This window comes from Corallococcus interemptor, from assembly GCF_003668875.1.
Taxonomy (GTDB): Bacteria; Myxococcota; Myxococcia; order Myxococcales; family Myxococcaceae; genus Corallococcus; species Corallococcus interemptor.
The window spans coordinates 77,323-99,137 of record NZ_RAWM01000011.1; the positions used below are offsets into that span (position 1 = coordinate 77,323).

The window sequence follows — 21,815 nt, forward strand, 5'->3', positions numbered from 1 at the left end:
TCCGGCGGGGGCCGGGGCCGGCGGTGGTGTCCCTGCCTCGCGGTGCCCTACGACGGCTTCACTTCGGCGTGACCTTGAGCACCTTGCCGTTGGTGGCGTCGGTGAGCAGGTAGAGGGCGCCCTCGGGGCCCTGCACCACCTCGCGGATGCGCGCGTTCAGGTTCTTGAGGAGGTGCTCCTCGCCCACCACGCGGTCGTTGCGCACCATGAGCCGCACCAGCGCCTGGCCGGCCAGCGCGCCGACGAACATGTCGTCCTTCCACTCGGGGAACAAGGTCCCGGAGTAGATGGTCATGCCCGAGGGGGCAATCACCGGATCCCAGTAGTACACGGGCTGCTCCATGCCCGGCGCCTGGGTGCTCTGGTGGATGGGCGCGCCGGAGTACTCCTCGCCGTACCCGATGGTGGGCCAGCCGTAGTCCTTGCCGGCCTCGGGGCGGTTCAGCTCGTCACCGCCCTGCGGTCCCATCTCCACCGTCCACAGCCGGTTCTGGCTGTCGAGCGCCGCGGCCAGGACGTTGCGGTGACCGATGGACCAGATCTCCGGCTTCGCCTGCGGGTTGCCCAGGTACGGGTTGTCCTGGGGCACGCTGCCGTCGGGGTTGATGCGGACGATCTTGCCGAAGTGGCTCTTCACGTCCTGGGCCTGGACGCGGCCCTCCAGGATGGAGCGCTCGCCGAGCGTGACGAACAGCTTGCCGTCCGGGGTGAACACCATCCGTCCGCCGGAGTGCAGCGTCGACTCGAGCGTGGGCATCATGCGGAAGATGACCTGGACGCCCTCCACGGCGGGCTGCGCTCCGTCCACGAGCCGCGCGCGCGCCACCGCCAGCCCGTTGCCGCCCTGACGGGGCTCGGAATAGGTCCAGTAGATGAGCCCGCTCTGGGCGTAGTCCGGGCCCACCTCCACGTCGAGCAGGCCGCCCTGTCCGCGTGCGTCCACGGCGGGCAGGCCCTTGATGGCGGGGGACTTCGCGCCCTGCTGCGTGACGATGTAGAGCGAGCCGGTGGCCTTCTCCGTCACCAGCATGCGCTGGTCCGGCAGGAAGGCGATGGCCCAGGGGTTGCGGAAGCCCGAGGCAATCTCCGTCACCTGGAGGGCCGTCTTCGTCTGGATGGCGGGGACGCGCGTCTGGCCGGGGAAGGCCGGCTGGAACTCGGGCACGTTGGGCGGGCCCTGCGGAACCGGGGGCCCGCTGGGGAGCGGATCTTCCGGAGTGCCCGCGTCCGTGCCCGCGTCGTCTTCAGGGACGCCCGAATCCTGCAGTGCGACACCCGAGTCCTGTTGGGGAACGCCCGAGTCCGCTGGCGTGGGGGCTGGATCGTCCTGGCAACCGACCAGGAGGGCGGCGGCAATGAGGGACATGGACAGGATGCGCATGCGACTCACTCCAGGGGAAAAGGGGGAAGGGGACCATCGCGTTCTTTGCGTCCACTGGGAAGGACGCGTTACGACTGCGCCCGCTCCGCGACCCTTCGCGGGTCGGAAAGGATGAAGTGAAGACCATGAAGAACCCGCTCTTTGGCTGGATGGCCTCCGCGCTCATGACCCTGGCGGCGACGCCCGCGCTGGCCCAGCTCCAACTGCCTGCCCCCAGCCCCGCGGCGAAGGTGTCGCAGGCGGTGGGTGTGTCTGAAATCTCCGTCGAATATTCCAGCCCCGGCGTGAAGGGCCGGAAGGTCTGGGGGGAGCTGGTCCCCAATGACAAGCCCTGGCGCAGCGGCGCCAACTCGGCGACGAAGATCACCTTCAGCCACCCGGTCACCTTCGGCGACAAGGCCGTCCCGGCCGGCTCCTACGCCATCGTCAGCCTGCCCTCGCAGAAGGGCTGGAAGGTGATGCTGAACACGGACCTGGGCCTGTGGCGGGGCGGCGCGCCCTATGACGCCTCCAAGGACGTGGCCTCGGTGAACGCCACCACCACGGAGATTCCGGCGCGCGAGCGCCTGACGTACCTCTTCACCGACACCACGGACACCAGCACGCGGCTGGACCTGGAGTGGGAGAAGCTGCGCGTCTCCGTGCCCATCACGGTGGACACCGCCGCCTTCGCGAAGGCCAACATCGAGCAGGCGGACAAGGACGCGGCCAGCATGCACACGAGCGCGGCCTCCTACCTGGCGACCACCGCCAAGGACTACGCCGCCGCGCTGAAGCACGCTGACGCGGCCGTGGCCGCCAACCCCACGTGGTACGCCCACTGGACCCGCGCGAGCGTCCTGTCGCAGATGGGCAAGTACGCCGAGGCCCGCAAGGCCGCGCAGACCGCGTGGGACCTGGGGCAGAAGGACAAGAACTTCTTCTACCGGGACCAGGTCTCCAAGGCCCTGGCGGACTGGAAGAACAAGAAGTAGCCCGCTTGGGTTCCCGGGGCTCCTTCAGCGATGGAGGGGCCCCGTCAGGAGCCGGCGGTAGAGCGCCTCGTAGCGGTCGATGGCGGGCTCCATCTGGAAGTGCTCCAGGACCCGCGCCCGCGCGCGCCGTGAGAAGCCCCGCCAGCGCTCCGGGTCCTCGACCAGCGTGAGCACGTGCCGGACCATGGCGGGGACGTCCCCCAGCGGCGCCAGGAAGCCCGTCTCGCCGTGCGTGACGAGCTCCGGGATTCCGCCCAGGTCACTGGCCACCACGGGGATGCCGCAGCTCAGCGCCTCCAGCGCGGCCAGCCCGAAGCTCTCCTGCTCGCTGGGCAGCAGGAAGACGTCGGAGGCGGCGACCAGCTCCTCGAAGCGGTCCTGCTTGCCGAGGAACGCGACGCGGCCCTCCAGGCCCTGCTCCCGCAGCATCCGCTCCGCGGGCGAGCGCTCCGGACCGTCTCCCACCATCACCAGCCGGCAGGGACGGCGGCGGTGGACCTCCGTGAAGATGGCGACCACGTCGGAGATGCGCTTCACCGGCCGGAAGTTGGAGACGTGGATGAGCACCGGCTCGGAGTCTTCCAGGTCCGGGAAGAGCGCGCGCAGGCAGGCGCGGTCACGCACCGGGGCATAGCGCGCGGTGTCCGCGAAGTTGGCGATGACGTCGATGGGGACGCTCTCGGGGATGTCGAAGCCCTGCCACGTCGCGCGGCGCAGGTAGGCCGACGGCACCGTCACCGCGTCGCTGCGCAGGATGGAGAAGCGCGTGATCGGCAGGTAGCTGGGGTCGATTCCCACCAGCGTGGTGTCCGTCCCGTGCAGCGTGGTGACGACGCGCGGCGCCCGGGGGCCCAGCACCTCGCGCGCCATCCACGCCGCGGTGGCGTGCGGCACCGCGTAGTGGACGTGCAGGATGTCCAGGCGCTCGTAGCTGGCGACCTCAATCATCTTGGAGGCCAGCGCGATGGGATAGGTGCTGGACTGCTGGAGCGCCGGATAGTCGCTCTCCGTCACCTCATGGAAGACGACCTTCCGGTTCGTGCCATGGAGCCGGACCGGCAGGTCCCGGGCGATGAAGTGGACGCGGTGGCCCCGGTCCGCCATCGCGAGGCCAATCTCCGTGGCGACCATGCCGCTGCCACCGAAGGTCGGAAAGCAGGTGATGGCCACGTTGAGCGGGGCGTTCATGTGCGTGAGGGGAAGAACAGGGGCCGGGCGAAGCTATTCCTGCGGAAGTGGTCCAGCGGATCCGCCAGCCCCAGCACTTCGCGCAGGATGTACGGCTCTCCGTGGGTGACGCCAATCCGAGCGCCATGGAAGCGGTCCCGGGCCTCCAGCGAGGACAGCGACAGCGGTGAGCCCACCAGCGTGGGCGGGGCGTCCGGGCGGGGCGTCACCTGGCTGGCGTAGCAGTGCACCGCGGCCAGCTTCCGCTCGTAGACGGCGGAGACGTCGATGACGACGCTCGGCTCGGCCAGGTGCCGCATCGGGTAGTAGAGGACCTGCCTGGGCGTGAAGGGCTCCGCGTCTGGCTGCGCGTCGAACTTGCGCACGCCCGCGAAGAAGAGGGCGCGCGTCACCAGCGCGCTGGCCGCCTCGTGGTCCGGGTGCCGCTCCTGTTCCCAGGGCACGACGACCAGCTCCGGACGCAGGCGGCGCAGCGCCTCCACCACGCGGACCACGGCGGCGGTGCGCGCGCGCTCGGGCTCGGGCGTGTCGAAGCCCGCCCACGGATTGAGCCAGCCGTCGGGCAGCTCCAGGTTCTCCCGGTGGGCCAGCCCCAGCGCGCGGCTGGCGGCTTCGGTCTCCTCCGCGCGGGACTGCGGCGTGCCGCGCGAGCTCTTCTCTCCGCGCGTCAGGTCGACGATGCCGGTGCGGTAGCCGCGGGCGGCCATGTTCGCCATCAGCCCGCCGCAGAACAGCTCCACGTCATCCGGGTGCGGGCCAAAGGCGAGGACGTCGATGCCGTAGGCGGTGCCGGTCGCGCTCATGGCGTCAGGTCCTTGGCGTCACCGCAGAAGGGGACACACGCGTCCAGCACCTGCTTCGTGAAGGCACGCATCCCGATGCGGCAGGCGAAGTAGGGCAGCCCCAGGACCCGCTCCTGGGGCGCGTCCTCCGGGAAGAGGAACGTGCGCAGGCGGTCCACCTGTTCTGCCGCCGTGGCATCGCGCCGGGCGAGCGCGCGGCGGTAGCGGCCCGTCAGGCGGGACACCGCGACCCGCACCGTGCCCCGGGTGCGGCGCAGCGCGTCCTGGAGGCTCGCGTCCACCGCCGACACCTGTCCGGCGACGCGCTCCAGCTCGGAGGAGAAGGCGCTGAAGAGGCGGGCCTCCAGGGCCTCGGGCGTCTCCAGCGGCTCCGGGGCGTTGCGCGTGGCCAGCCGCGTGAGCAGCGTGTCGCGAGGCACGTTCACCTCATCCGGCTGGAGCCCCACCTTGTCCAGCCACCGGCGCGCGCGGTCATCGAGCACGCGGAAGCGGGCCCGGGGAATGGCGAGCGGCATCGGCCGGCCCGCGTGGGCGTAGAGCGGCGCCAGTTGCGCGAAGTAGGCCAGCTCGCCCGGGCCGCCGACATACGCCGCCGTGGGGAGAAGGGTGTCCTGGAGGAGGGGGCGCAGCAGCGCGGACGTGGTGAAGCGCAGCGGTTCACGCTCCAGGGCGGCGTGCAGCGCGTCCCGGGTGATGGCGCCGCCTTCCGGGTGGCCCACCAGGCTCCAGGCGCCTGCTTCCGCCGGATCCATCCGGTAGCGCGGGCCATCGAGCGCATCCGGTGAGAAGAAGCTGAGCGGCGAGCCGGGGCGGACATGGACCTGCACCGCGTAGCCCGCGCGCGTGAGCGCCTCCGCGCGGGCCGCGAGCGCCGCGGAGAGGGGCGCTGCTTCCTGGAGCGCGAAGCGATGCACGGGCGCGGCCAGGGGCGCCAGCCGTGCGTCCCTCGGGTCGAGGAAGATCAGACCCTCGCCGGCGAAGAGGGACGACAGCACGCCGGTGAAGGCTTGCGCGAGCGTGGCCTCGGGACGGTAGGCGCCCTCCAGCAGGCCGAGGAACTCCTCCGCGTGGGGCTCCGCTCCCAGCTGGGCGCGGAGGGTGGCCAGGGCGGGGAGGACGCTCGGGCCCAGGAGCCGGTGGGCGATGGGCGCTCGAGACGTGGCCGCGTCCGGAAGCTCGAGCGCCACGCGACAGGGGCCTCCGCCCGGACGCGGGATGACACAGTGGTCGATCTCCGGAAGGTCGTGGTCCTCCGTCTGGAGCCAGAAGACGGGGACACAGGGCCGGCCGGTCTCTTCCTGGAGCGCGCGCGCCGTGACGATGGCGGAGGCGGCCTTGTAGAGCGTGTACAGCGGGCCCAGGAAGAGGCCCATCTGCTGTCCCGTCACCACCGCCACCGTGCCGGGCCGCGCGAGCAGCGCGAGGTTGCGCTCCCGGGCGGGACTCGGCGCGAGGCGCGCGTTCTGCGCGCCGAGCACGTCCAGCAGCGCGGGCGCCACCGTGCGCGACGCGGCGGCGGCCACGGCGCGGGCGCGCGCTTCACGGTGCCGATAGTCGTCGGAGAGGAAGGAGAGCGCGGACGCATCTCCGCGCAGCCACGCGGTCGAGAACGAGGACGTCACGGCCTGCCGTGATAACAGGTCGATGCGCGCACGCCACCGGAAGTGCGGGCTCGCACGTCGCGTCCGTCCATGGCGGCGGGCGTCATTCCGGAATGAACGCGGGCCGCGCCGGTTGGTATAGGGTCCGTGCGAATGCGGAACCTGCTCCTTGGAATGACGCTGGCCATGAGCCTTGGATTCGGGTCGACGGCGATGGCGCGGCCTGCCCGGCAGCTCCACGCGGGTGAAATCGCGGCGGGCCTGAAGCGGCTCGGTGTGACGGGCAGTGTGCTCTATGTCGCGGCCCACCCGGACGACGAGAACACGCGCCTGCTCGCATGGCTGGTGGGCGAACGCGGCCTGCGCGCGGGGTACCTGTCCCTGACGCGCGGAGATGGCGGGCAGAACCTCATCGGCACCGAGCAGGGGCCGCTGCTCGGGCTCATCCGCACGCATGAGCTGCTCGCCGCGCGGAGCGTGGACGGCGCGGAGCAGCTCTTCACGCGGGCGCGGGACTTCGGTTACTCGAAGAGCGCGGAAGAGGCGCTGCGCATCTGGGGACATGACGCGGTGCTGGCGGACGTGGTGCTCGCCATCCGGCGCTTCCAGCCGGACGTCATCATGACCCGCTTCACCACGCAGCCGCCGAACCACGGCCACCACACGGCCTCCGCGCTGCTGGCGGCGGAGGCCTTCATCGCCGCCGCGGATCCGAAGCGCTTCCCCGAGCAGCTGTCCGAGGTGAAGCCGTGGAGGGCGGACCGCCTGCTGCAGAACGCCTCCTCGTGGTCGTTCAAGCCCGATGAGGACCTGTCCCGCTACGTGAAGCTGGAGGTGGGCGGCTACGACGCGCTGCTCGGGCGTTCGTGGGGCGAGGTGGCCGCGGAGAGCCGCAGCCAGCACAAGAGCCAGGGCTTCGGCCAGGCCGCGGACCGGGGCCCCGCCGCCGAGTACTTCACGCCGCTGGCGGGGACGCTCCCGAAGCGCGACGTGTTCGAGGGGCTCGACTTCTCCTGGAGGCGGTGGCCGGGCTCGGAGGCCGTGTCCCGCGCCGTGGCCGCCGCGGCGAAGTCCTTCGATGCGCGCGCCCCCCACCAGTCCCTGCCCGCGCTCGTCCGCGTCCACGAGGCGCTGAGCGCGCTGCCGGACACCCACCCGTGGAAGGCGCCCAAGCTGCGGGAGGTGGAGGCGCTCATCGCCAACTGCGCGGGGCTGTTCCTGGAGGTGCGCGCCGCCGCGCCCACGGGCATCCCGGGGCTGCCCGTGGCGCTGGACGTGGTGGCGCTGAACCGCTCACCCGCCGCCATCAAGTGGGTGGGACTGACGCTGCCGGGCGAGAAGCCCGAGGCCGTGGGGAAGGCGCTGGGCGCGAACGTGCCCCTGAAGCTGTCTCGCACGGTGACGCTGCCGGCGACGGCGCCCATCTCCACGCCCTACTGGCTCCGGGAGCCTGTCACCGGAGGGCTCTACACGCTCAAGGGCGAGGACCTCGCGCTCACCGGCCAGCCGGAGGGCCTTCCCGCGCTGCCGGTAACGTTCGAGTACGAGGTCGCGGGCCGGCGCATCCGCGCGGTGCGTCCGGTGGTCCACGCCTGGACGGATCCGGTGCGCGGCGAGCTCTACCGTGACTTCGAGGTCGTCCCGCCCGTCACCGCCACGCTGGCGCAGGACGTGCTCATGTTCCCCAACGGCGAGTCCCGCGCCGTGCCGGTGGTGCTGGCCGCGGGGATGGACGGGGTCCCGGGCACGGTGCGGATGGTGGCGCCGCCCGGCTGGCGCGTGGAGCCCGCGTCGGTCGGGTTCAAGCTCGCGGCGCGCGGGGACGAGCGCACCGTCACCTTCCAGGTGACTCCGCCTCCGGGCTCCACGAAGGAGGCAGCCCTCTCCGTGGACGTCGACGTGGGGGACCGCGCCTGGTCGTGGAGTGCCCTCTCCCTCTCCCATCCCCACATCCCGCCATTGACGGTACGCCAGCCCGCCACGGCCAGGGCGGTGCCGTTCTCCCTGGCCATGAAGGGCAAGCGCATCGGCTACATCCCCGGTCCGGGCGACCGCGTCGCGGAGAGCCTGAGCGCGGTGGGCTACGAGGTGACGCTGCTTCCCGAGGAGCGGCTGGCCCGGGAGCCGCTGGAGCGCTTCGACGCCATCCTCGTGGGCGTGCGCGCCTTCAACGCCAACACGCACCTGGCCGTCCACCGGGAGCGGCTGCTCCAGTACGTGGAGGGCGGCGGGCGGCTGGTGGTGCAGTACAACACCAACAGCCGCGTGGGGCCGCTCACGTCCTTCGTCGGGCCCTATCCCCTGGAGATTGGCCGCGACCGGGTGACGGACGAGACGGCGGTGATGACGCCGCTGCGCGCCAATGAGCCGCTGCTGCGCGCGCCCAACGCGCTGACGGCCGCGGACTTCGAGGGCTGGGTGCAGGAGCGCGGCCTCTACTTCGCGTCGTCGTGGGACGCCCGCTATCAGCCCGTGTTCGCCATGCACGACGCCGGCGAGGCGCCGCTCCAGGGCGCGCTGCTGGTCGCGCGTCATGGCAAGGGCACCTTCATCTACACGGGCCTCGCCTTCTTCCGTCAGCTCCCCGCCGGGGTCCCCGGCGCCTACCGCCTGTTGGCCAACATCCTTTCGCCATGAGCACCGTTCCCAACCTGACCCCTGTCGAGCCCGCCGCCGAAGCGGCCCCCGCGCGCCGGCCCGAGCTCGATGACGCGCCGCCGCTCCTGGGCTCCTGGCGCAACATCTACATCCTGGTGCTGGGCACCTTCGTGCTGTTCGTCGCCGTGTTCTGGGCACTCACCGAGGCGTACGCGTGACGGGGCTCGACTGGCTGGTCCTGGGCGGGACGATTGCGTTCATCGTTGTGTGGGGCCTCTGGAAGTCCCGGGGGCAGGCCACCAGCGACGAGTACATGCGTGGAGGCCGTGAGCTGCGCTGGCCCACCATTGGCCTGGCCGTCATGGCCACGCAGGCCAGCGCCGTCACCTTCCTCTCCGTCCCGGGGCAGGCGTACGAAGACGGGATGCGCTTCGTGCAGTTCTACTTCGGACTGCCGATCGCGATGGTCATCATCAGCGCGGTCTTCGTGCCCATCTACTACCGGCTGAACGTCATCACCGCGTACGAATACCTGGAGTCGCGGTTCGACCTGAAGACGCGGCTGCTGGGCGCCTTCCTCTTCCTCATCCAGCGCGGCCTGGCCGCGGGCATCACCATCTACGCGCCGGCCATCATCCTCTCCACCATCCTCGGATGGCCGCTGGAGCCCACGGTCATCGTCATGGGCGCGCTCGTCATCCTCTACACGGTGACGGGCGGCTCCAGGGCGGTGAGCCAGACGCAGAAGCAGCAGATGGTGGTGATGATGGGCGGCATGGTGGTGGCCGCCGCGGTCATCCTCTGGCGCCTGCCGGAGCACGTGTCGTTCAGCAAGGCGGTGGACGTCGCTGGCGCGTTCGGCCGGATGAACGTGGTGAGCTTCGACTTCGACATGCAGGACCGCTACAACTTCTGGTCCGGCATCACGGGAGGCCTGTTCCTGTCGCTGTCGTACTTCGGCACGGACCAGTCCCAGGTGGGCCGCTACCTGACGGGCCGCTCCATCTCCGAGAGCCGGCTGGGGCTGCTCTTCAACGGCGTGTTGAAGATCCCCATGCAGTTCTTCATCCTCTTCGTCGGGATCCTCGTCTTCGTCTTCTACCAGTTCAGCCCGCCGCCGCTGCTCTTCAACGACGCGCTGCGCACCCGCGTGCAGGGCTCGGCGCAGGCGGCCGAGTACGCCGAGCTGGAAGCGAAGTGGGAGCAGGTCCAGTCCGGCAAGCGCGCGGAGGTGGAGCGCTACCTGGCGGCCGTCGAGTCGGGCGACGTGGCGGCCGGCGAGGCGTCACGGGCGCTGCTCCAGGGCGCGCAAGCGCAGGCGAGCGCGGTCCGCAAGGAGGCCAAGGCCATGGTGGCGCGCGCGCTTCCGGGCGCGGAGACGAAGGACTCGGACTACATCTTCATCGCCTTCGTGAAGCGCTGGTTGCCCAGCGGGCTGTTCGGGCTGCTCATCGCCGTCATCCTGTCCGCGGCCATGAGCTCCATCGCCAGCGAGCTGACGGCGCTGGGGACCACCACGACGGTGGACTTCTACCGGCGGGTGTTCAAGCCCGGCGCCTCGGACCGGCATGTGCTGGTGGCGTCCAAGCTGTTCACCGTGTTCTGGGGGCTGGTCGCGGTGGCCTTCGCGACCTTCGCCTCGCTGCTGGACAACCTCATCCAGGCCATCAACATCCTGGGCTCCATCTTCTACGGCACGGTGCTGGGCATCTTCCTGGTGGCCTTCTTCGCGAAGCGCGTGCGCGGCCACGCCGTGTTCGCGGCGGCGGTCATCTCCCAGGCGACGGTGATTGCCCTCTTCTTCCTCTCCGACGTGGGCTACCTCTGGTTCAACGTCATCGGCTGTGCGCTGGTGGTGGTGCTGGGCCTGGTGATGCAGGCCGTCCTGCCGCCGTCGCCTGGTCTCCCTCGGTCGGAAGCGGAAGCGGACTGGAAGACGCAGGCGGCCTTGAGCAGCCGGAACAGCGCGTTGTAGGTGGACCGGTCCAACCGGGCCGATGTCGCGATGGCGCGAGAGCGGGGATTGCTCGACGACCTGTCGCAGATAGGCGCGGTGCTCGGCGATGCCCCGTCGCGCCACCAGGTCATTTCTCAGAGCAACCCCTGGGCCTTCAAGGCGTCGATGGCGGCGGCCAACGCGGGATGGGGTGACGCCCACGCCGAAGCGTCAGCGCCGGCCGGCGGGGGCCCTTCAGCCGCCGTGATCGGGGCTGTGCGGGTGACTGCCGTCCTCCGGCTGTCCCGGGTCGTGCGACTCCTCGGCGGTCGAGTCCTGGCGCGCCAGCGGGCCCATGCTCCAGCTGCCGAAGTCCAGCAACCGGAGGGTGCGATCTTGCGCCTGGACGCAGTAGGCAATCCACTGGTCGCCCAGGAACACGCGGTGATTTCCTGGAGAGACGACCGCGAGCTCCTTCGCATGGGGGCGACCCATCCGGGACGGAGATTGAGCGGCGTCGTCGGCCGCCGCGGCGAGCATGTCCAGCCGCTCCTGGATGGGGTGGCGCTCGGAGAGAGGAAGCTTCTCGTAGGCCTCCGATAGTTCGGGGGTGATGGTGACGCGATAAGACATGGTGAGACACCTCAGTGCTTGCGTTTCGCCCGGAAGGTCCATGTTCGTGTGGATGGAAGGGGAGCGCTCCTCGTCTAGGGCTGCGCTCCGTGTGAGTGCTGCGTCGACTCCGAAGGCAGTACCTGGCGAAGCTCGTCCACGGAGACGGAGAGCACGACGGTGTCGCTGACGGACTGGATGATGCGGGTGGGCAGCTCGACCCGGCCGGCATGGAAGAGGTTCCAGAACGCCCCAATCTGGTCGGCGGTCTCGGAGCCCAGCTTCACTTGAAGCCCCTCGACCTTCCAGGTCTCGGCGTCAATGAACAGGGCCTCCACGACGCCTATCTTTTCCCCCCCTGCGGCGACGACGGTGCGACCTGGGTGGATCCGCTCGGAAAATCGCATGTGCCCACTCTCCTCTTCCTCAAGAGGATGGACACGCGAACGTAGGCGTGCGGGGCGGATGATGCGTGGATGCGCCTCATCCAGGCGGGCGGCTCACGGCTCGCGAGGCTGGTAGGGCCGGGCGTCCAGCGGCAGCGTGAGGGTGAAGGTCGTTCCCGTCGCGGCGTCACTCTGGACCGCGACGCTTCCTCCATGGGCTTGCGCACACCCCCAGACGAGCGTCAGTCCAAGCCCCCACCCCTTCGAAGGGCCCTCCTGCGCGGAGTGGGTCCGGGTGAAGGGCTTGAAGATCTGTTCCTGGTCCGCGAGTGGGATGACAGGACCCCGGTTGTGGACGGCGGCTCGCGCCGTGTCTCCGGTCCGGGTGACCGTGAAGGTGATGGGCTCCGTGGCGGAGCCGTACTTGATGGCGTTGCTCCCCAGGTTCCAGAGCGCGCGGCGGAGCTCCTCCGCGCTCCAGACTCCCCGGACCCACTCCTCCGCGTGGAGCACGAAGCGGTCTCCATGGATCGCGCTCAACTCTTCAACCACCTCCCGGGCGATGCCATCCAGGTCGCAGGTGTCGAGGCGAAGCGGGAGCCGCTGGCCTGCCTGGAGGCGGTTCGCGTCGAGCAGATCCCGCACCATCTGGTCCGTGCGTTCGATGCTCCGCTCGATGCGCAGTGCCAGGTCTCGCCGTTGGTCCAGGCGCTCGGGATGCCGCAGCAGCAGGTGTGCCCCAGACTTCGCCGACGACAGGGGGCCGCGAAGGTCATGGGCGAGCACCGAGACGAAGCGTTCGCGAAGGCCTCGTTCGACCTGCAGCGCTTCGATCTTCTCCCGAAGCTTCGCGTACAGCTTGGCGTTGTCCAGGTGGACACTCAGCTGTTGTCCCAGCGAGATCAGCCGGGCCTTCTCCCGGGGGGAGAACTCCCGGACCTCGGTCAGGCCGACGAACATGACGCCCACCAGTGCACGGTGGGGGGGGAGCCGAACCCCGAGCAGCGAACGCAGCCCGCTCTGGCGAAGCTGGGGGCTCAGCTCGAACGGTGTCGCTCCGGCATCCAGGACCGAACAGGTCTCGTCGCTCCCAGCGGCAATCTTTCCGGGAAAGGATGAGGGGCTCATGGAGGTCGCGTAGCGCTCCAGTTGCTCGCTCGCCAGCCCCGAGGCGGCCGCGGTCACGAGCCTCTCCCCTTCGACTTCATACAGGAGCACGGCCGCGCTCTGCGCGCCCATGGCCTCGACGATCAACTCGAGGGCTCCCTTCAAGGGGGGATGGAGGGACGTCGTATCCTCCAGGAGCGCCTGGCTGGCTTCCTTCTGGAGCAGCCGCACGTATCGTTTCTCCGTCTGCTCGTCCTCCAGCAGATGCTGGCTGAAGCGCTCCGCCACGGTGACGGATGCGTCATGCAGCTCGGCGAAGAGGCGCTCCACGTCCTGGGGGCTGGGACGGTCCCTGGGCGGAGCGTTCGCCCACGTATGGGTCACGCATCGTCCCAGGATGGCGAACTCCTCGATGACCTCCGCCACGTTGAAGCCCTGCCGGAGGCGGGTGGCCACATGGCTTTGGATGTGCGCCTTCCGGGCGTTGGCGTTCGCACCGGGGCGCCCCTCCTCTTCGGCGAGCGAGGCCAGATACGAAGGCATGACGTTCTTGAACTCAGGCCCATCCAGCCCTCGTGCGGACGCAGCGCGGGCGGCCTGCTCGGACCACCCGTGGATGATCTCCTCACGATGCTGACGAATGTTCTCCGCGACACTTGCCATCGCGACACCTCGTTCTCCCATGGCCCGCATCGGGGCTGGAGGTTCCCCCGCCAGCGGGCTCATCTCTTCTCGCGGGGCCGCTTCTGGAAGAAGCCCTCCAGCCCCTTGCGCGCCTGGTTCACAGGGCCCTTGAGCTCCTTCGGCACGGGCACCGCCGGCAGCAGCGCCTGCGCGATGTCCGTGGGGCTGCCGGCCTTCACCTGGGGGTCCTTCACCGTGCCGGTGATGGTGATGGGAACCGATACCGGCGCCCGGAGGGGGACCGCGCCGTGGGTGAGCCCGGACACGAACTGCTGGGACGCCTGGATTGCTCCGTTCAACTCCAGGCGCTCATCCAATGACACCCGTCCGTCCAGGGTCCCCTTTCCCAGGTCCGAATCGAACGCCATGGGCTGGGTGAAGGACACCCAGCCATCCTGGATGCGGAAGCGCGCGTCCAGGTCCTTGAAGTGCGTGCCTTGCCCCGCCTTCCGCACGGTTCCGGAGGCCCCCTTCTTCCCCAGGGCCTCCAGCCCCTGCGAGACGGTGGAGGCCACCGTCTCGCCCAGGTCCGCCGGCGTGTAGACGCCCTCCTTCAGCCGCAGGGTCCCCGCGCCCGTCATCTGGCCGCGGACCCGCTCCCAGTCCAGGCCCGCTCCGGAGAGCTGGAGGTTCCCGCTGGCGGCGCCCTGGAGCGAGGAGCGTCCCGTGAGCGCCTGGAAGGCCTGCGCCGTGTCCATTCCGTCCAGCGCCGCCTTGAGCGACCACACCGGCTGCGCCTTCGTGAAGTCCACGCGGGAACCGGTGAGATTCGCGCGTCCGCCGTACACCTGCGCGGTGCCTCGCTGGAGCACGAGGGCGCCATCGTCCAGCTTCGCCCGGACGTCGACGTCCGACGCCGTCAGCGCGCCATGGCGCAGGGTCGCGATGCGGAGCGTTCCATCCACGTCCACCTTCCCCATCCCCGTGCGCTTCGGGATGAGCGGCGTGCCGGAGGGGCGCGCCTCATCCGGGGCGGAGCGGGGGGGCATGGCGCCAAGCAGGTGCCCCAGGTCCAGCTCCCTGCCCGCCAGGGAGAACCGGACGCGCGCGGGTTTCAGTTGTGCGGACGCGGTTCCTCCCAGCTCGACGCCAGGGCCTGACAGGGTGATTCGGGTGAACGCCACCCTGGCCGCCTCCGGCTGGTCCGGGTCGATGCGCGAGTCGAAGTCAAACGAGCCGTTCGCCGGGTCTCCTCGAAGCCTCAGCCCCTTCGCCGAGCCATGTCCGGACAGCACGTACCGGCCCTGGTCGGTCTTCAGCTCCGCGTCGGCGTTCAACGTCCCTCCGGTGAAGAGTTCCGTCGCGGAGGCCGGGAGGAGGCGGCGGAAGGCGCTCACGGACACGTCCTGGCCTTTCAGGCGTGCCGTCACCCGGGGCCAGGGCTGCCCCTCCTGGGGCAGGCCCTGTGGGAGCGAATCGACCTTCAGGTCCAGCCCCACGTTCTGCTTGGGAGCGGCCAGCGCCATCCGCACCTTGCCCTCGAGTGGCTGGCCCCGCCCGACATGCTTCAGGTCCGCGTCGATGTCGTGGAGGGCGGCCACCGCGGGCCTGCCCTCCGCCTGCTGGTCCATCACGCGCACCACGCCATCCCGGATGCGCAGGTGCTCGATGTCCGTGTTGCTTCCGGATGCTCCGGAGGGCCGCTCGGGCGGACGTGCGAGCGTCTCCTGGTTCCAGGAGCCATCCACGTGGTGAACCAGGTTGAGCGTGGGTTCCTCGAGCCGCACCGCGCCCACGCGCACGTCCTTGCCCAGGCTCCGCACGAAGGGCCAGAGCTGGACGGTCGCCGTGACACGGGAGGCTTCGAGGAAGGGGGGCTCGGAGCCCGCTCCCTCGGCACGGAAGTTCGTGATGGTTGCGCCGGGCGTGGGGAGCAGGTGAGCGTCGAGCTTCTCGATGGTCACCTCGCGGCCGAGCGAGCGCGTCGCCACGGCCTCGACCTGGGCGCGCAGCCGCTCACCGAGCCAGGAAGGCTTGATGGCCAACGCCGCGATCGTCAGCACGAAGGCCACGCCCACGATGGCAAGCGCCACCTTCAGGGCTCGACGAGGGGGATGGGACGTTCGGCTCATGCAAGGAAAGATGGGCAGACGCCGGCGCGTTGGCGCCGCTCGGCGGGCCGTGCCCTTCCTCCGTCCGTGGTACCTCCGACGGAGGCGGACGCGTCATGGCCTGCACGAAGCCGGCGCGACTCCGACCCGCCCCTTCTTGCCGCGTGTCGCGACAACGACCCGCCGCCCAACGTTCCGCCGGTGGCCCGCGACGTCACCCTCGATACCATCACACCGGTGAACGACGTTCCGTGCCACGTGCCCAACTGGTCGGAGTGCGCGAAGTCCTACTGAGGTCCCTGGGCGCGCGGCGGCCCGAACCATCGGGTCAGGGCCTCATGCAGACCCTGGCCCGAGCCCTCTCCGACCCACGCGACGTGTCCGTCCGGCCGGATCAACACCGCGACGGTCGCTGTGACAGCGCCGAGCACCGGAAGCTCCCACGCCCCCGTGTAGCGGGCGGCGACGCTCCGGACCCGGTCCGCCCAGGGCGTGAGGTCGAGCGTGCCGGGTTCGCCCAGGTCGAGCAGCACGGGCCGCGCGTCATGCAACAGGTGGAACACGCGCCGGGGGCCGTCAGCGGTGAGCAGGTCGAGGTCCGGCATGCGGCGCCCGAGCAGCGGGTGTCCGTTGCCCAGGTCGTAGTGGACGTCCAGCCCCGACATCATCGCCGCGTACTGCTTGCGTGGCCCGTCCATCCGCAGCAGCTCGGACAGCGTCTCGCGCACGGCGTCCATCCGCGCGTCACCGCGACTCAGCGCGGTCTGCGCCAGGGTCTTCTGCAGCGCACGGGCCGCGACGGGGTGCCGCTCGGCCTGGTACGTGTCGAGCAGGCTGTCCGGCGAGACGCCGCGCACGACCTGGGCCAGCTTCCATCCCAGGTTCACGGCATCCTGCACGCCAAGGTTGAGCCCCTGTCCGCCCATGGGTGAGTGCACGTGGGCCGCGTCGCCGGCCAGGAGCACCCGCCGGTCCCGGTAGGACGCCGCCTGCCGCGCCATGTCGCTGAACCTCGACAGGTACGTGGCGCGGCGCAGGCCGTAGTCCGTCCCGTAGAGCGCGACGAGCCCCTCGCGCAGGGCCTCGAGGGTCGGTGCGTCGCCCGTGCGGACCTGCTCCTCCCTCAGCACGACGCCCACGCGTCCGCCCTCCGCCGGGCCCATGGCGTAGGTGCCCTTCTCGTCCCGCCGGATGCCGAACTCCGGCGTTCCGGTCATCTCGACCTCGGCGATGAGGTAGCTGATGGACGCGTCCCACCCCGGGAACCCGATGCCTGCCGCCTTGCGGACGAGGCTGCGTCCCCCGTCGCATCCAACGAGGTACTTCGCCCTCAGCGCACGGCCGCCGGACAGCTCGACGTCGACGCCGGTGTCGTCCTGCGTGAAGCCTGTCACCTCGCACTCACGGTGGATGGGCACCGCCAGCTCGGCTACCCACCCGGCCAGGATGTGCTCGAAGCGCTCCTGCAAGAGCGCGAGCCCATGGTTGTGACGGGTTGGGAAGTCGCTGAGGTCCAGCGGCGTCTGCCCGAATGCGACGTTCTGGACCGCTTGCCCTTGCGAGACGAAGCGCTCGACGACCCCGCGCTGATCAAGCACCTCCAGGCTGCGCGCGTGCAGGCCGCGCGAGCGAGAGCCGGCGACCTCCTGGCTGGCGCGCCGCTCGACGATGGCCACGTCCACCCGCGCCAATGCCAGCTCCGCCGCCAGCATCAGGCCCGTAGGCCCTCCTCCCACAATCACCACCGCGTGCTGTGTCACCACGTCCGTAGGCATCTGTCGGGCCTCCCGCTTCTGGAGCAAAACGGGCGATGGTGGAGCACGGCCGGGGGGGCTTGCGGCAACACCCGGGGTCTGGCATTTGCTGGCAGTGGAAAGAGGGCAGAGGGCCGCCGTGGCTGTACCAGCCCGGGTGCTTGGAGCAACCCCTGTAGAGCCGTGCCAGGAATTGCAGCTGCTCCTCGGGGGAGATGCGAAGCGGTCCGCGCCGTGTCCAGCGTCTGGGCCTGGTTCCAGGCCTGAACGGCACGCGGGGTTCCGTCCCATCGGAACACCTCGTGACGGCCATTCATCTCCTGATCGCGCTCGCGATGATTTCGAAGAGATGATCCGCGTGCCGGCCAAGCGAGGGTTGGTCGCCGAGCCATGCCAGCGCCGCGATGAGCGCGAACAACTCTTCACCGTTGAGGTCTCTTCGCGCCTTCCCCTTGGCTTGAGCACGGGAGAGGAGCCGCGCGCCTGCCGAGCGCACCGTGACGCATGACGCATGACGCGTGGAGCGCGGACTGCGGATCATCCAGCGCGGCCGCCAGCAACTGCGTGACGCAGTGGTAGTTCTTCGTGAACGCGACCGCTTCCCGCAGCCACGTCACGAGCGCCTCGTCGGGTGCATTCGACGTTTCGAGCGCGGCCGCCTGCGCCGTCATCTCGTCGAGACTCGAGCGGAGCAGCACCTCCAGCAGCGCCTCTCGCGTCGGGAAGTGACGGTACAGCGTGCCGAGGCCGACGTCGGCCCGGCGGGCGATGTCGCGCAGCGATGCGTCAGTCCCCTGCTCCTGGACGACGGCACGCGCTGCCTCGCGCGATCGTGCCTCCGCTTGGGGCGGCGCTCCTGCGTCACTTCGATGCGGTGGGCCCCGATGGGCGGCCTCGCGACGTTTGAGCTGGCCGCTGTCAGACAAAGCGCCCGCGCCGCCTGGAGCTTCAGCCCCTGGATCCATTGTCCGGGGCTGGTGCCGGTCTCCACCTCGAAGCGCCGGGACAGGGTCCGCTCGCTCAGGTGCAGCTTGCCCGCCAGGTACCTGGGCGTGAGCAGCGACAGGTCGCGCGGGACGTGCCGCAGGGCCTCCTTTGACGCAGCGGTTCAAGTCCGGCGTGCAGCACTCCACCTTCGTCGCAAAGCGGGATGAGCGTGGACGGACCCGAGCGCTTCTCCGGCGGCTGCCATCGCGGTACTCCTTCCTCATTTGCGAGCTGCCGCGACTTCGTGGGCCAGCGCGACGAACGCCGTGTGCGCGGCCGAGGAATTGCGCCGGCCAGGGTAGTAGAGGCAGAGCCGAGCGAGCTCCGGTGTCCAGTCCTCGAGCACGCGAACGAGGCGTCCCGCTTCGAAGTCGCCTCGCACGTCCGGCTCCATGAAGAAGCCGAGTCCGACGCCCTCCAGGACTGCGATCCGCGAGAGGCTGGCCTCGTCCAGCGTGAGGGGCCCCGTCACATCGATCAGGGCCGTCTGCCCCCGCTTACGGAACTCCCACCGGAAGAGGCTGCCGTTCGGCAAGCGCACCCGGATACACCGGTGACGGAAGAGGTCCGATGGGACGCGCGGCCGGCCGTGCTTCTTCAGGTACGCCGGCGAAGCGACGATGGCATGGCGTGGGGCGCTCCCAGCGGAATGGCAATCATGTCGGTGGGCACGAGGTTCGCCATCCGCACGCCGAAGTCGAACCCCTCGGCGACGACGTCGACCAGCCGGCCTTCGGTCACGACGTCGACATGCACGTCCGGATGGCGGCGGAGGTACTCCAGCACCAGTGGCGCGAGGATTTCGCGCGCCGCTGTCGCGAAGGTGTTGATGCGCAGCATGCCGGACGGCTTTGCCTGCTGGGCGCGAGCGGCGTCCATCGCGCCGCGGATGCCCTCGAGTCCCGGGGCCACCTGTTCGACGAACGCTCTGCCGGCGTCGGTCAGTGAGACGCTGCGCGTCGTGCGGTTGAAGAGGCGGACGCCAGGATGTGCTTCGAGCTTCGCGATCGCGCTGCTCATCGCCGTCGTCGACATCCCGAGTTCGAGGGCAGCGCCGCGAAACGAGCTCCTGCGCGCGACGGCGAGGACGGCATCGAGATCATTCAGTCCGGGTTGATACATCGATAGTCCTCTGAATCGGGATGCCGCATCGGCGTGACTCCCAGGTGAAGTATCAGGCCGTCGCGCAGCCAATCGAGGTGAACGCGAAGGGCGATGCCTGCGAGGTTCGCGCGAGAGTGACGGGCCGGTTTCCCGGCAGTCCCATCACGCTCACCTTTGCGTTCCGGATGAAGGGCGATCGGATCGCGGCTTTGAGCATCGGCGCGTGAGCCGCGATGCCTGTTTCAACCCTGCGGGAGGAGATGACGTGATGAGAGAGCTAGAGGGGAGGCGCGCGCTCGTGACGGGCGGAACGAAGGGCATCGGCAAGGCGTTGGTCGCATGGCTGCGCGCGCGTCGTGAAGGCCGCCGGAGCAGTGGACATCCTGGTCCACGTCGTGGGTGGAACGTCGGCGCCGGCGGGCGGCTTCTCCGTCCTCGACGACGACGCGTGGCAGAAGACGCTCGACCTGAACCTGATGGCTGCGGTGCGTCTCGACCGGGCCCTGGTCCCCGGAATGCGCGAGCGCCGGACCGGCGCGGTCGTGCACGTGACGTCGATCCAGCGGCAGATGCCGCTTCATGAGGCGACGACCGCGTACGCCTCGGCCAAGGCCGCGCTCTCGAACTACAGCAAGGCCCTCTCGAAGGAGGTCGCGCCGCAGGGCGTGCGCGTGAATCGCGTGTCACCGGGCTGGGTCGAGACCGAGGCCTCCGTCGGATTCATGAGCGAGATCGCGGCGAAGAACGGCACCGACGAGGCGGGCGCGAAGGAGCTCGTGATGCGCTCGCTCGGCGGAATTCCTCTCGGGCGCCCCGCGCGTCCGGCCGAGGTCGCCGAGTTGATCGGGTTTCTCGTCTCGGACCGGGCGAGCGCGATCACCGGGTGAGCTATCAGGCTGCTGACAAGCTCCGGTGCGGAGACGACCTCCCGCACCGGAGCAGGAGCGGGCCATCGTCATCCACGCCCGGCTGTTCCAGATACACTGCCGCCAGGGGGACACTCGATGTGGGACGCAGGACGGTGGGTAGGGGAAAGCGATGAGGCACTGTTCGCGACGGTGCGCTACGACCCCGCGCCCAACAGAAATGTCCTTGAAGGCGCTCATGCCGCGCCGGGACAGCTCCGCTTCGAGGGCGACGAGGGCGACTCCTGGCAGGACACTGACGTGCGCGAGCAGCAAACCATCGAGGTGCTTCGGCGTTTGCGCGACGCGAACGGGCCCCGTGCCGCCGGGCTCCGCAAGCAGATCCGCTCCCTGGGCGTGGGCACCTGGCCGCGACTGGGCGGTCCCTTCGATGTCCGCTGGCTCACGGGCCTGACGGAGCTCGAGCGCGTCGCGGTGTACTCGCACACCGGCATCGTCGGCGCATCGGCCCTCTCGGAGCTGCCCGCGCTGCGCCATGCATCCCTCTTCGCATTCATGACGAACAGCATCCGAGACCTCGACGGAATCTCGCGAAGCCGAAGCCTGGAGTCGCTCCAGCTCAGCTTTGGCGGCCTCGGCGACCTTCGCGCGCTGTCCGGGCTGGAGACGCTCCGAAAGCTCGTCGTCCACGAGGGCCCGCCCCTCTCCATCAGGGGGCTCGAAGATCTTCCCATCGAGGAACTGGAGCTCTGGCTTTGCGACGAGAACAACGACCTCTCCGCGCTTCCGGCGCTCCGCTCGCTGCGCTCCCTCTCCCTGCGCAAACAAATCTCCGTCACGGAGGCCAAGGTCATCGCGAGCTGCCGCATCCCCATCCTGCGCCTGCCCCTCCTCGGGTCGACTCCAGACCTGGAGCCCATCTCCGCGCTCCCGGACACCGAGGAGCTCGAGCTTGCGGCCTGGTCACTGGACGCGACGTCTACTCGGGCGGGACGGCTTCCCATGACGTCGCTCGAGCTCCAGTTCCTCGATGAAGAGGGACTTCGCCACCTGGCGCATGCGCCTCGACTGAGAACCCTCCGGATCCGCGCGCTTGCGGCGACCAGCCTCGCCCCCATCGCGGACCTTCCGGAGCTTCGCGGGCTCCGCTTCGAAATCACCCGGAAGCTTCGCTCCCTGGACCGGGTGCCGAGCGCCGCCTTCCTCGACGATCCACGCGTGCCGGACGGCCCCAACCGGCTGGTGCTCAAGGACGCTCCGCTCACCTCCATCCGACAGCTCGGCAACCTGCGGGGCGTTGAGCACCTCGACCTCCGCAACTGCACCGAGCTCACATCCCTGCGGGGACTGGAGGGAATGAACGAGCTGCGCTCCATCGATTTGCGCGAGTGTCCCGGGCTCGTGGACATGACCTCACTCGAAGCACTGCCCGCGCTGCGCGCGGTCATGGTCAATCACCGGGGCCCGGCGGGCCCCTTTCCATCCAGCATCTGGCCGCGCGTGGTCCGGGCCAACCTGCGTGGGTTCGTCCGGCGGCTGCACCGGGGTGCGGTGGAGGCGCCAGACACGTAGCTGCCACTCACGCCGCCACGCCCTCGGTGATGCTGAGCGCGGCCGGGTTCATGGCAGGGCCGGAGGATGTGAAGCCTTCACGGCCTGGAGATGGAGACACTACACTCTCCATCCCATGTCGACTCCCGGTGCAATCGCTGTGTACACATCGGGCTCGGGCATCCCCGCGCACGTCTCGGAGCGCCCCTGGCGTGGCGTCTATCATCACTGG

General features: G+C 70.0%; 20 protein-coding genes. 7 read left to right on the forward strand and 13 right to left on the reverse strand.

The window, feature by feature from the left end; all coding sequences use genetic code 11:
• Positions 1 to 58: 58 nt before the first annotated feature.
• Positions 59 to 1,381: a PQQ-dependent sugar dehydrogenase gene (locus tag D7X96_RS06565; RefSeq protein ID WP_121769265.1), complete on the reverse strand. Its 1,323-nt coding sequence runs from the start codon at positions 1,379 to 1,381 to the stop codon at positions 59 to 61.
• Between the two features lie 116 nt (positions 1,382 to 1,497).
• Between D7X96_RS06565 and D7X96_RS06570 the strand changes: the two genes are divergently transcribed.
• On the forward strand, positions 1,498 to 2,355 hold the full coding sequence (locus D7X96_RS06570) for a DUF2911 domain-containing protein (RefSeq protein WP_120546910.1): 858 nt from the start codon (positions 1,498 to 1,500) through the stop codon (positions 2,353 to 2,355).
• A 24-nt stretch (positions 2,356 to 2,379) separates the two neighbouring features.
• Here the strand turns inward: D7X96_RS06570 and bshA are convergent, their stop codons facing one another.
• Genes bshA through bshC form a run of 3 tightly spaced genes read right to left on the reverse strand, consistent with a single transcriptional unit; the run spans position 2,380 to position 5,968 of the window.
• On the reverse strand, positions 2,380 to 3,543 hold the full coding sequence (gene bshA / locus D7X96_RS06575) for an N-acetyl-alpha-D-glucosaminyl L-malate synthase BshA (RefSeq protein WP_121722432.1): 1,164 nt from the start codon (positions 3,541 to 3,543) through the stop codon (positions 2,380 to 2,382).
• A complete protein-coding gene (bshB1, locus tag D7X96_RS06580; RefSeq protein ID WP_120546908.1) occupies positions 3,540 to 4,346 on the reverse strand; it encodes a bacillithiol biosynthesis deacetylase BshB1 in 807 nt (268 codons plus the stop codon). The genes bshA and bshB1 overlap by 4 nt, the downstream gene beginning before the upstream one ends.
• Positions 4,343 to 5,968 carry a bacillithiol biosynthesis cysteine-adding enzyme BshC gene (bshC, locus tag D7X96_RS06585; RefSeq protein ID WP_120546907.1) on the reverse strand — a complete coding sequence of 542 codons (1,626 nt, stop codon included), beginning with the start codon at positions 5,966 to 5,968 and terminating at the stop codon, positions 4,343 to 4,345. Before bshC ends, bshB1 begins: the two co-directional genes overlap by 4 nt.
• Positions 5,969 to 6,133: 165 nt before the next feature.
• Between bshC and D7X96_RS06590 the strand changes: the two genes are divergently transcribed.
• From D7X96_RS06590 to D7X96_RS06600, 3 genes are read left to right on the forward strand one after another with little or no spacing between them, the layout of a single operon-like run.
• Entirely contained in the window at positions 6,134 to 8,584 is a 2,451-nt protein-coding gene (locus tag D7X96_RS06590) for a PIG-L family deacetylase (protein WP_233609517.1), read from the forward strand.
• Positions 8,581 to 8,763, forward strand: coding sequence for a hypothetical protein (locus D7X96_RS06595; protein ID WP_120546906.1), 183 nt, complete (start codon positions 8,581 to 8,583; stop codon positions 8,761 to 8,763). The genes D7X96_RS06590 and D7X96_RS06595 overlap by 4 nt, the downstream gene beginning before the upstream one ends.
• Positions 8,760 to 10,520 carry a sodium:solute symporter family protein gene (locus tag D7X96_RS06600; RefSeq protein WP_233609516.1) on the forward strand — a complete coding sequence of 587 codons (1,761 nt, stop codon included), beginning with the start codon at positions 8,760 to 8,762 and terminating at the stop codon, positions 10,518 to 10,520. The genes D7X96_RS06595 and D7X96_RS06600 overlap by 4 nt, the downstream gene beginning before the upstream one ends.
• Before the next feature lie 216 nt (positions 10,521 to 10,736).
• Here D7X96_RS06600 and D7X96_RS06610 read toward each other — a convergent pair whose 3' ends face one another.
• The 9 genes from D7X96_RS06610 to D7X96_RS41410 form a co-directional block, all read right to left on the reverse strand.
• Entirely contained in the window at positions 10,737 to 11,114 is a 378-nt protein-coding gene (locus D7X96_RS06610; protein WP_120546973.1) for a type II toxin-antitoxin system RelE family toxin, read from the reverse strand.
• A gap of 74 nt (positions 11,115 to 11,188) precedes the next feature.
• Positions 11,189 to 11,500: a PRC-barrel domain-containing protein gene (locus tag D7X96_RS06615; protein ID WP_120546905.1), complete on the reverse strand. Its 312-nt coding sequence runs from the start codon at positions 11,498 to 11,500 to the stop codon at positions 11,189 to 11,191.
• A 93-nt stretch (positions 11,501 to 11,593) separates the two neighbouring features.
• On the reverse strand, positions 11,594 to 13,249 hold the full coding sequence (locus D7X96_RS06620; protein WP_120546904.1) for a sensor histidine kinase: 1,656 nt from the start codon (positions 13,247 to 13,249) through the stop codon (positions 11,594 to 11,596).
• Positions 13,250 to 13,308: 59 nt separating this feature from the next.
• Entirely contained in the window at positions 13,309 to 15,342 is a 2,034-nt protein-coding gene (locus tag D7X96_RS06625; protein WP_121769266.1) for an AsmA family protein, read from the reverse strand.
• 266 nt (positions 15,343 to 15,608) lie between these two features.
• On the reverse strand, positions 15,609 to 17,096 hold the full coding sequence (locus D7X96_RS06635; protein ID WP_121769267.1) for an FAD-dependent monooxygenase: 1,488 nt from the start codon (positions 17,094 to 17,096) through the stop codon (positions 15,609 to 15,611).
• 292 nt (positions 17,097 to 17,388) lie between these two features.
• Positions 17,389 to 17,571 carry an SbtR family transcriptional regulator gene (locus tag D7X96_RS41720; protein WP_368667100.1) on the reverse strand — a complete coding sequence of 61 codons (183 nt, stop codon included), beginning with the start codon at positions 17,569 to 17,571 and terminating at the stop codon, positions 17,389 to 17,391.
• Positions 17,498 to 18,001 carry a TetR/AcrR family transcriptional regulator gene (locus D7X96_RS06640; RefSeq protein WP_244219475.1) on the reverse strand — a complete coding sequence of 168 codons (504 nt, stop codon included), beginning with the start codon at positions 17,999 to 18,001 and terminating at the stop codon, positions 17,498 to 17,500. The genes D7X96_RS41720 and D7X96_RS06640 overlap by 74 nt, the downstream gene beginning before the upstream one ends.
• A gap of 281 nt (positions 18,002 to 18,282) precedes the next feature.
• Entirely contained in the window at positions 18,283 to 18,684 is a 402-nt protein-coding gene (locus D7X96_RS41405; RefSeq protein WP_306449624.1) for a LysR substrate-binding domain-containing protein, read from the reverse strand.
• Positions 18,660 to 19,184 (reverse strand): LysR family transcriptional regulator, encoded by a 525-nt coding sequence (locus tag D7X96_RS41410; RefSeq protein WP_255424944.1) that lies wholly within the window; start codon positions 19,182 to 19,184, stop codon positions 18,660 to 18,662. The genes D7X96_RS41405 and D7X96_RS41410 overlap by 25 nt, the downstream gene beginning before the upstream one ends.
• 44 nt (positions 19,185 to 19,228) lie before the next feature.
• Between D7X96_RS41410 and D7X96_RS06655 the strand changes: the two genes are divergently transcribed.
• The 3 genes from D7X96_RS06655 (at position 19,229) to D7X96_RS06665 (ending at position 21,604) form a co-directional block, all read left to right on the forward strand.
• The gene (locus D7X96_RS06655; RefSeq protein ID WP_199746839.1) at positions 19,229 to 19,393 is read left to right on the forward strand and encodes a hypothetical protein; all 165 of its coding nucleotides are present in this window, start codon (positions 19,229 to 19,231) and stop codon (positions 19,391 to 19,393) included.
• Positions 19,394 to 19,540: 147 nt separating this feature from the next.
• Positions 19,541 to 20,053, forward strand: a complete 513-nt coding sequence (locus D7X96_RS06660) for an SDR family oxidoreductase (protein ID WP_244219476.1) — start codon at positions 19,541 to 19,543, stop codon at positions 20,051 to 20,053.
• Between the two features lie 279 nt (positions 20,054 to 20,332).
• Positions 20,333 to 21,604: a leucine-rich repeat domain-containing protein gene (locus D7X96_RS06665; RefSeq protein ID WP_147468252.1), complete on the forward strand. Its 1,272-nt coding sequence runs from the start codon at positions 20,333 to 20,335 to the stop codon at positions 21,602 to 21,604.
• Positions 21,605 to 21,815 lie beyond the last annotated feature (211 nt).

What these genes read in the sequence shown, in the direction of transcription:
- D7X96_RS06615 (WP_120546905.1), bottom strand. Translation starts at nt 11,500, where the DNA reads ATGCGATTTTCCGAGCGGATCCACCCAGGTCGCACCGTCGTCGCCGCA.
- D7X96_RS41410 (WP_255424944.1), bottom strand. Translation starts at nt 19,184, where the DNA reads ATGTATCAACCCGGACTGAATGATCTCGATGCCGTCCTCGCCGTCGCG.
- D7X96_RS06635 (WP_121769267.1), bottom strand. Translation starts at nt 17,096, where the DNA reads ATGCCTACGGACGTGGTGACACAGCACGCGGTGGTGATTGTGGGAGGA.
- D7X96_RS06590 (WP_233609517.1), top strand. Translation starts at nt 6,134, where the DNA reads ATGAGCCTTGGATTCGGGTCGACGGCGATGGCGCGGCCTGCCCGGCAG.
- D7X96_RS06620 (WP_120546904.1), bottom strand. Translation starts at nt 13,249, where the DNA reads ATGGCAAGTGTCGCGGAGAACATTCGTCAGCATCGTGAGGAGATCATC.
- D7X96_RS06625 (WP_121769266.1), bottom strand. Translation starts at nt 15,342, where the DNA reads ATGAGCCGAACGTCCCATCCCCCTCGTCGAGCCCTGAAGGTGGCGCTT.
- D7X96_RS06565 (WP_121769265.1), bottom strand. Translation starts at nt 1,381, where the DNA reads ATGCGCATCCTGTCCATGTCCCTCATTGCCGCCGCCCTCCTGGTCGGT.
- bshB1 (WP_120546908.1), bottom strand. Translation starts at nt 4,346, where the DNA reads ATGAGCGCGACCGGCACCGCCTACGGCATCGACGTCCTCGCCTTTGGC.
- D7X96_RS06610 (WP_120546973.1), bottom strand. Translation starts at nt 11,114, where the DNA reads ATGTCTTATCGCGTCACCATCACCCCCGAACTATCGGAGGCCTACGAG.
- D7X96_RS06595 (WP_120546906.1), top strand. Translation starts at nt 8,581, where the DNA reads ATGAGCACCGTTCCCAACCTGACCCCTGTCGAGCCCGCCGCCGAAGCG.
- bshA (WP_121722432.1), bottom strand. Translation starts at nt 3,543, where the DNA reads ATGAACGCCCCGCTCAACGTGGCCATCACCTGCTTTCCGACCTTCGGT.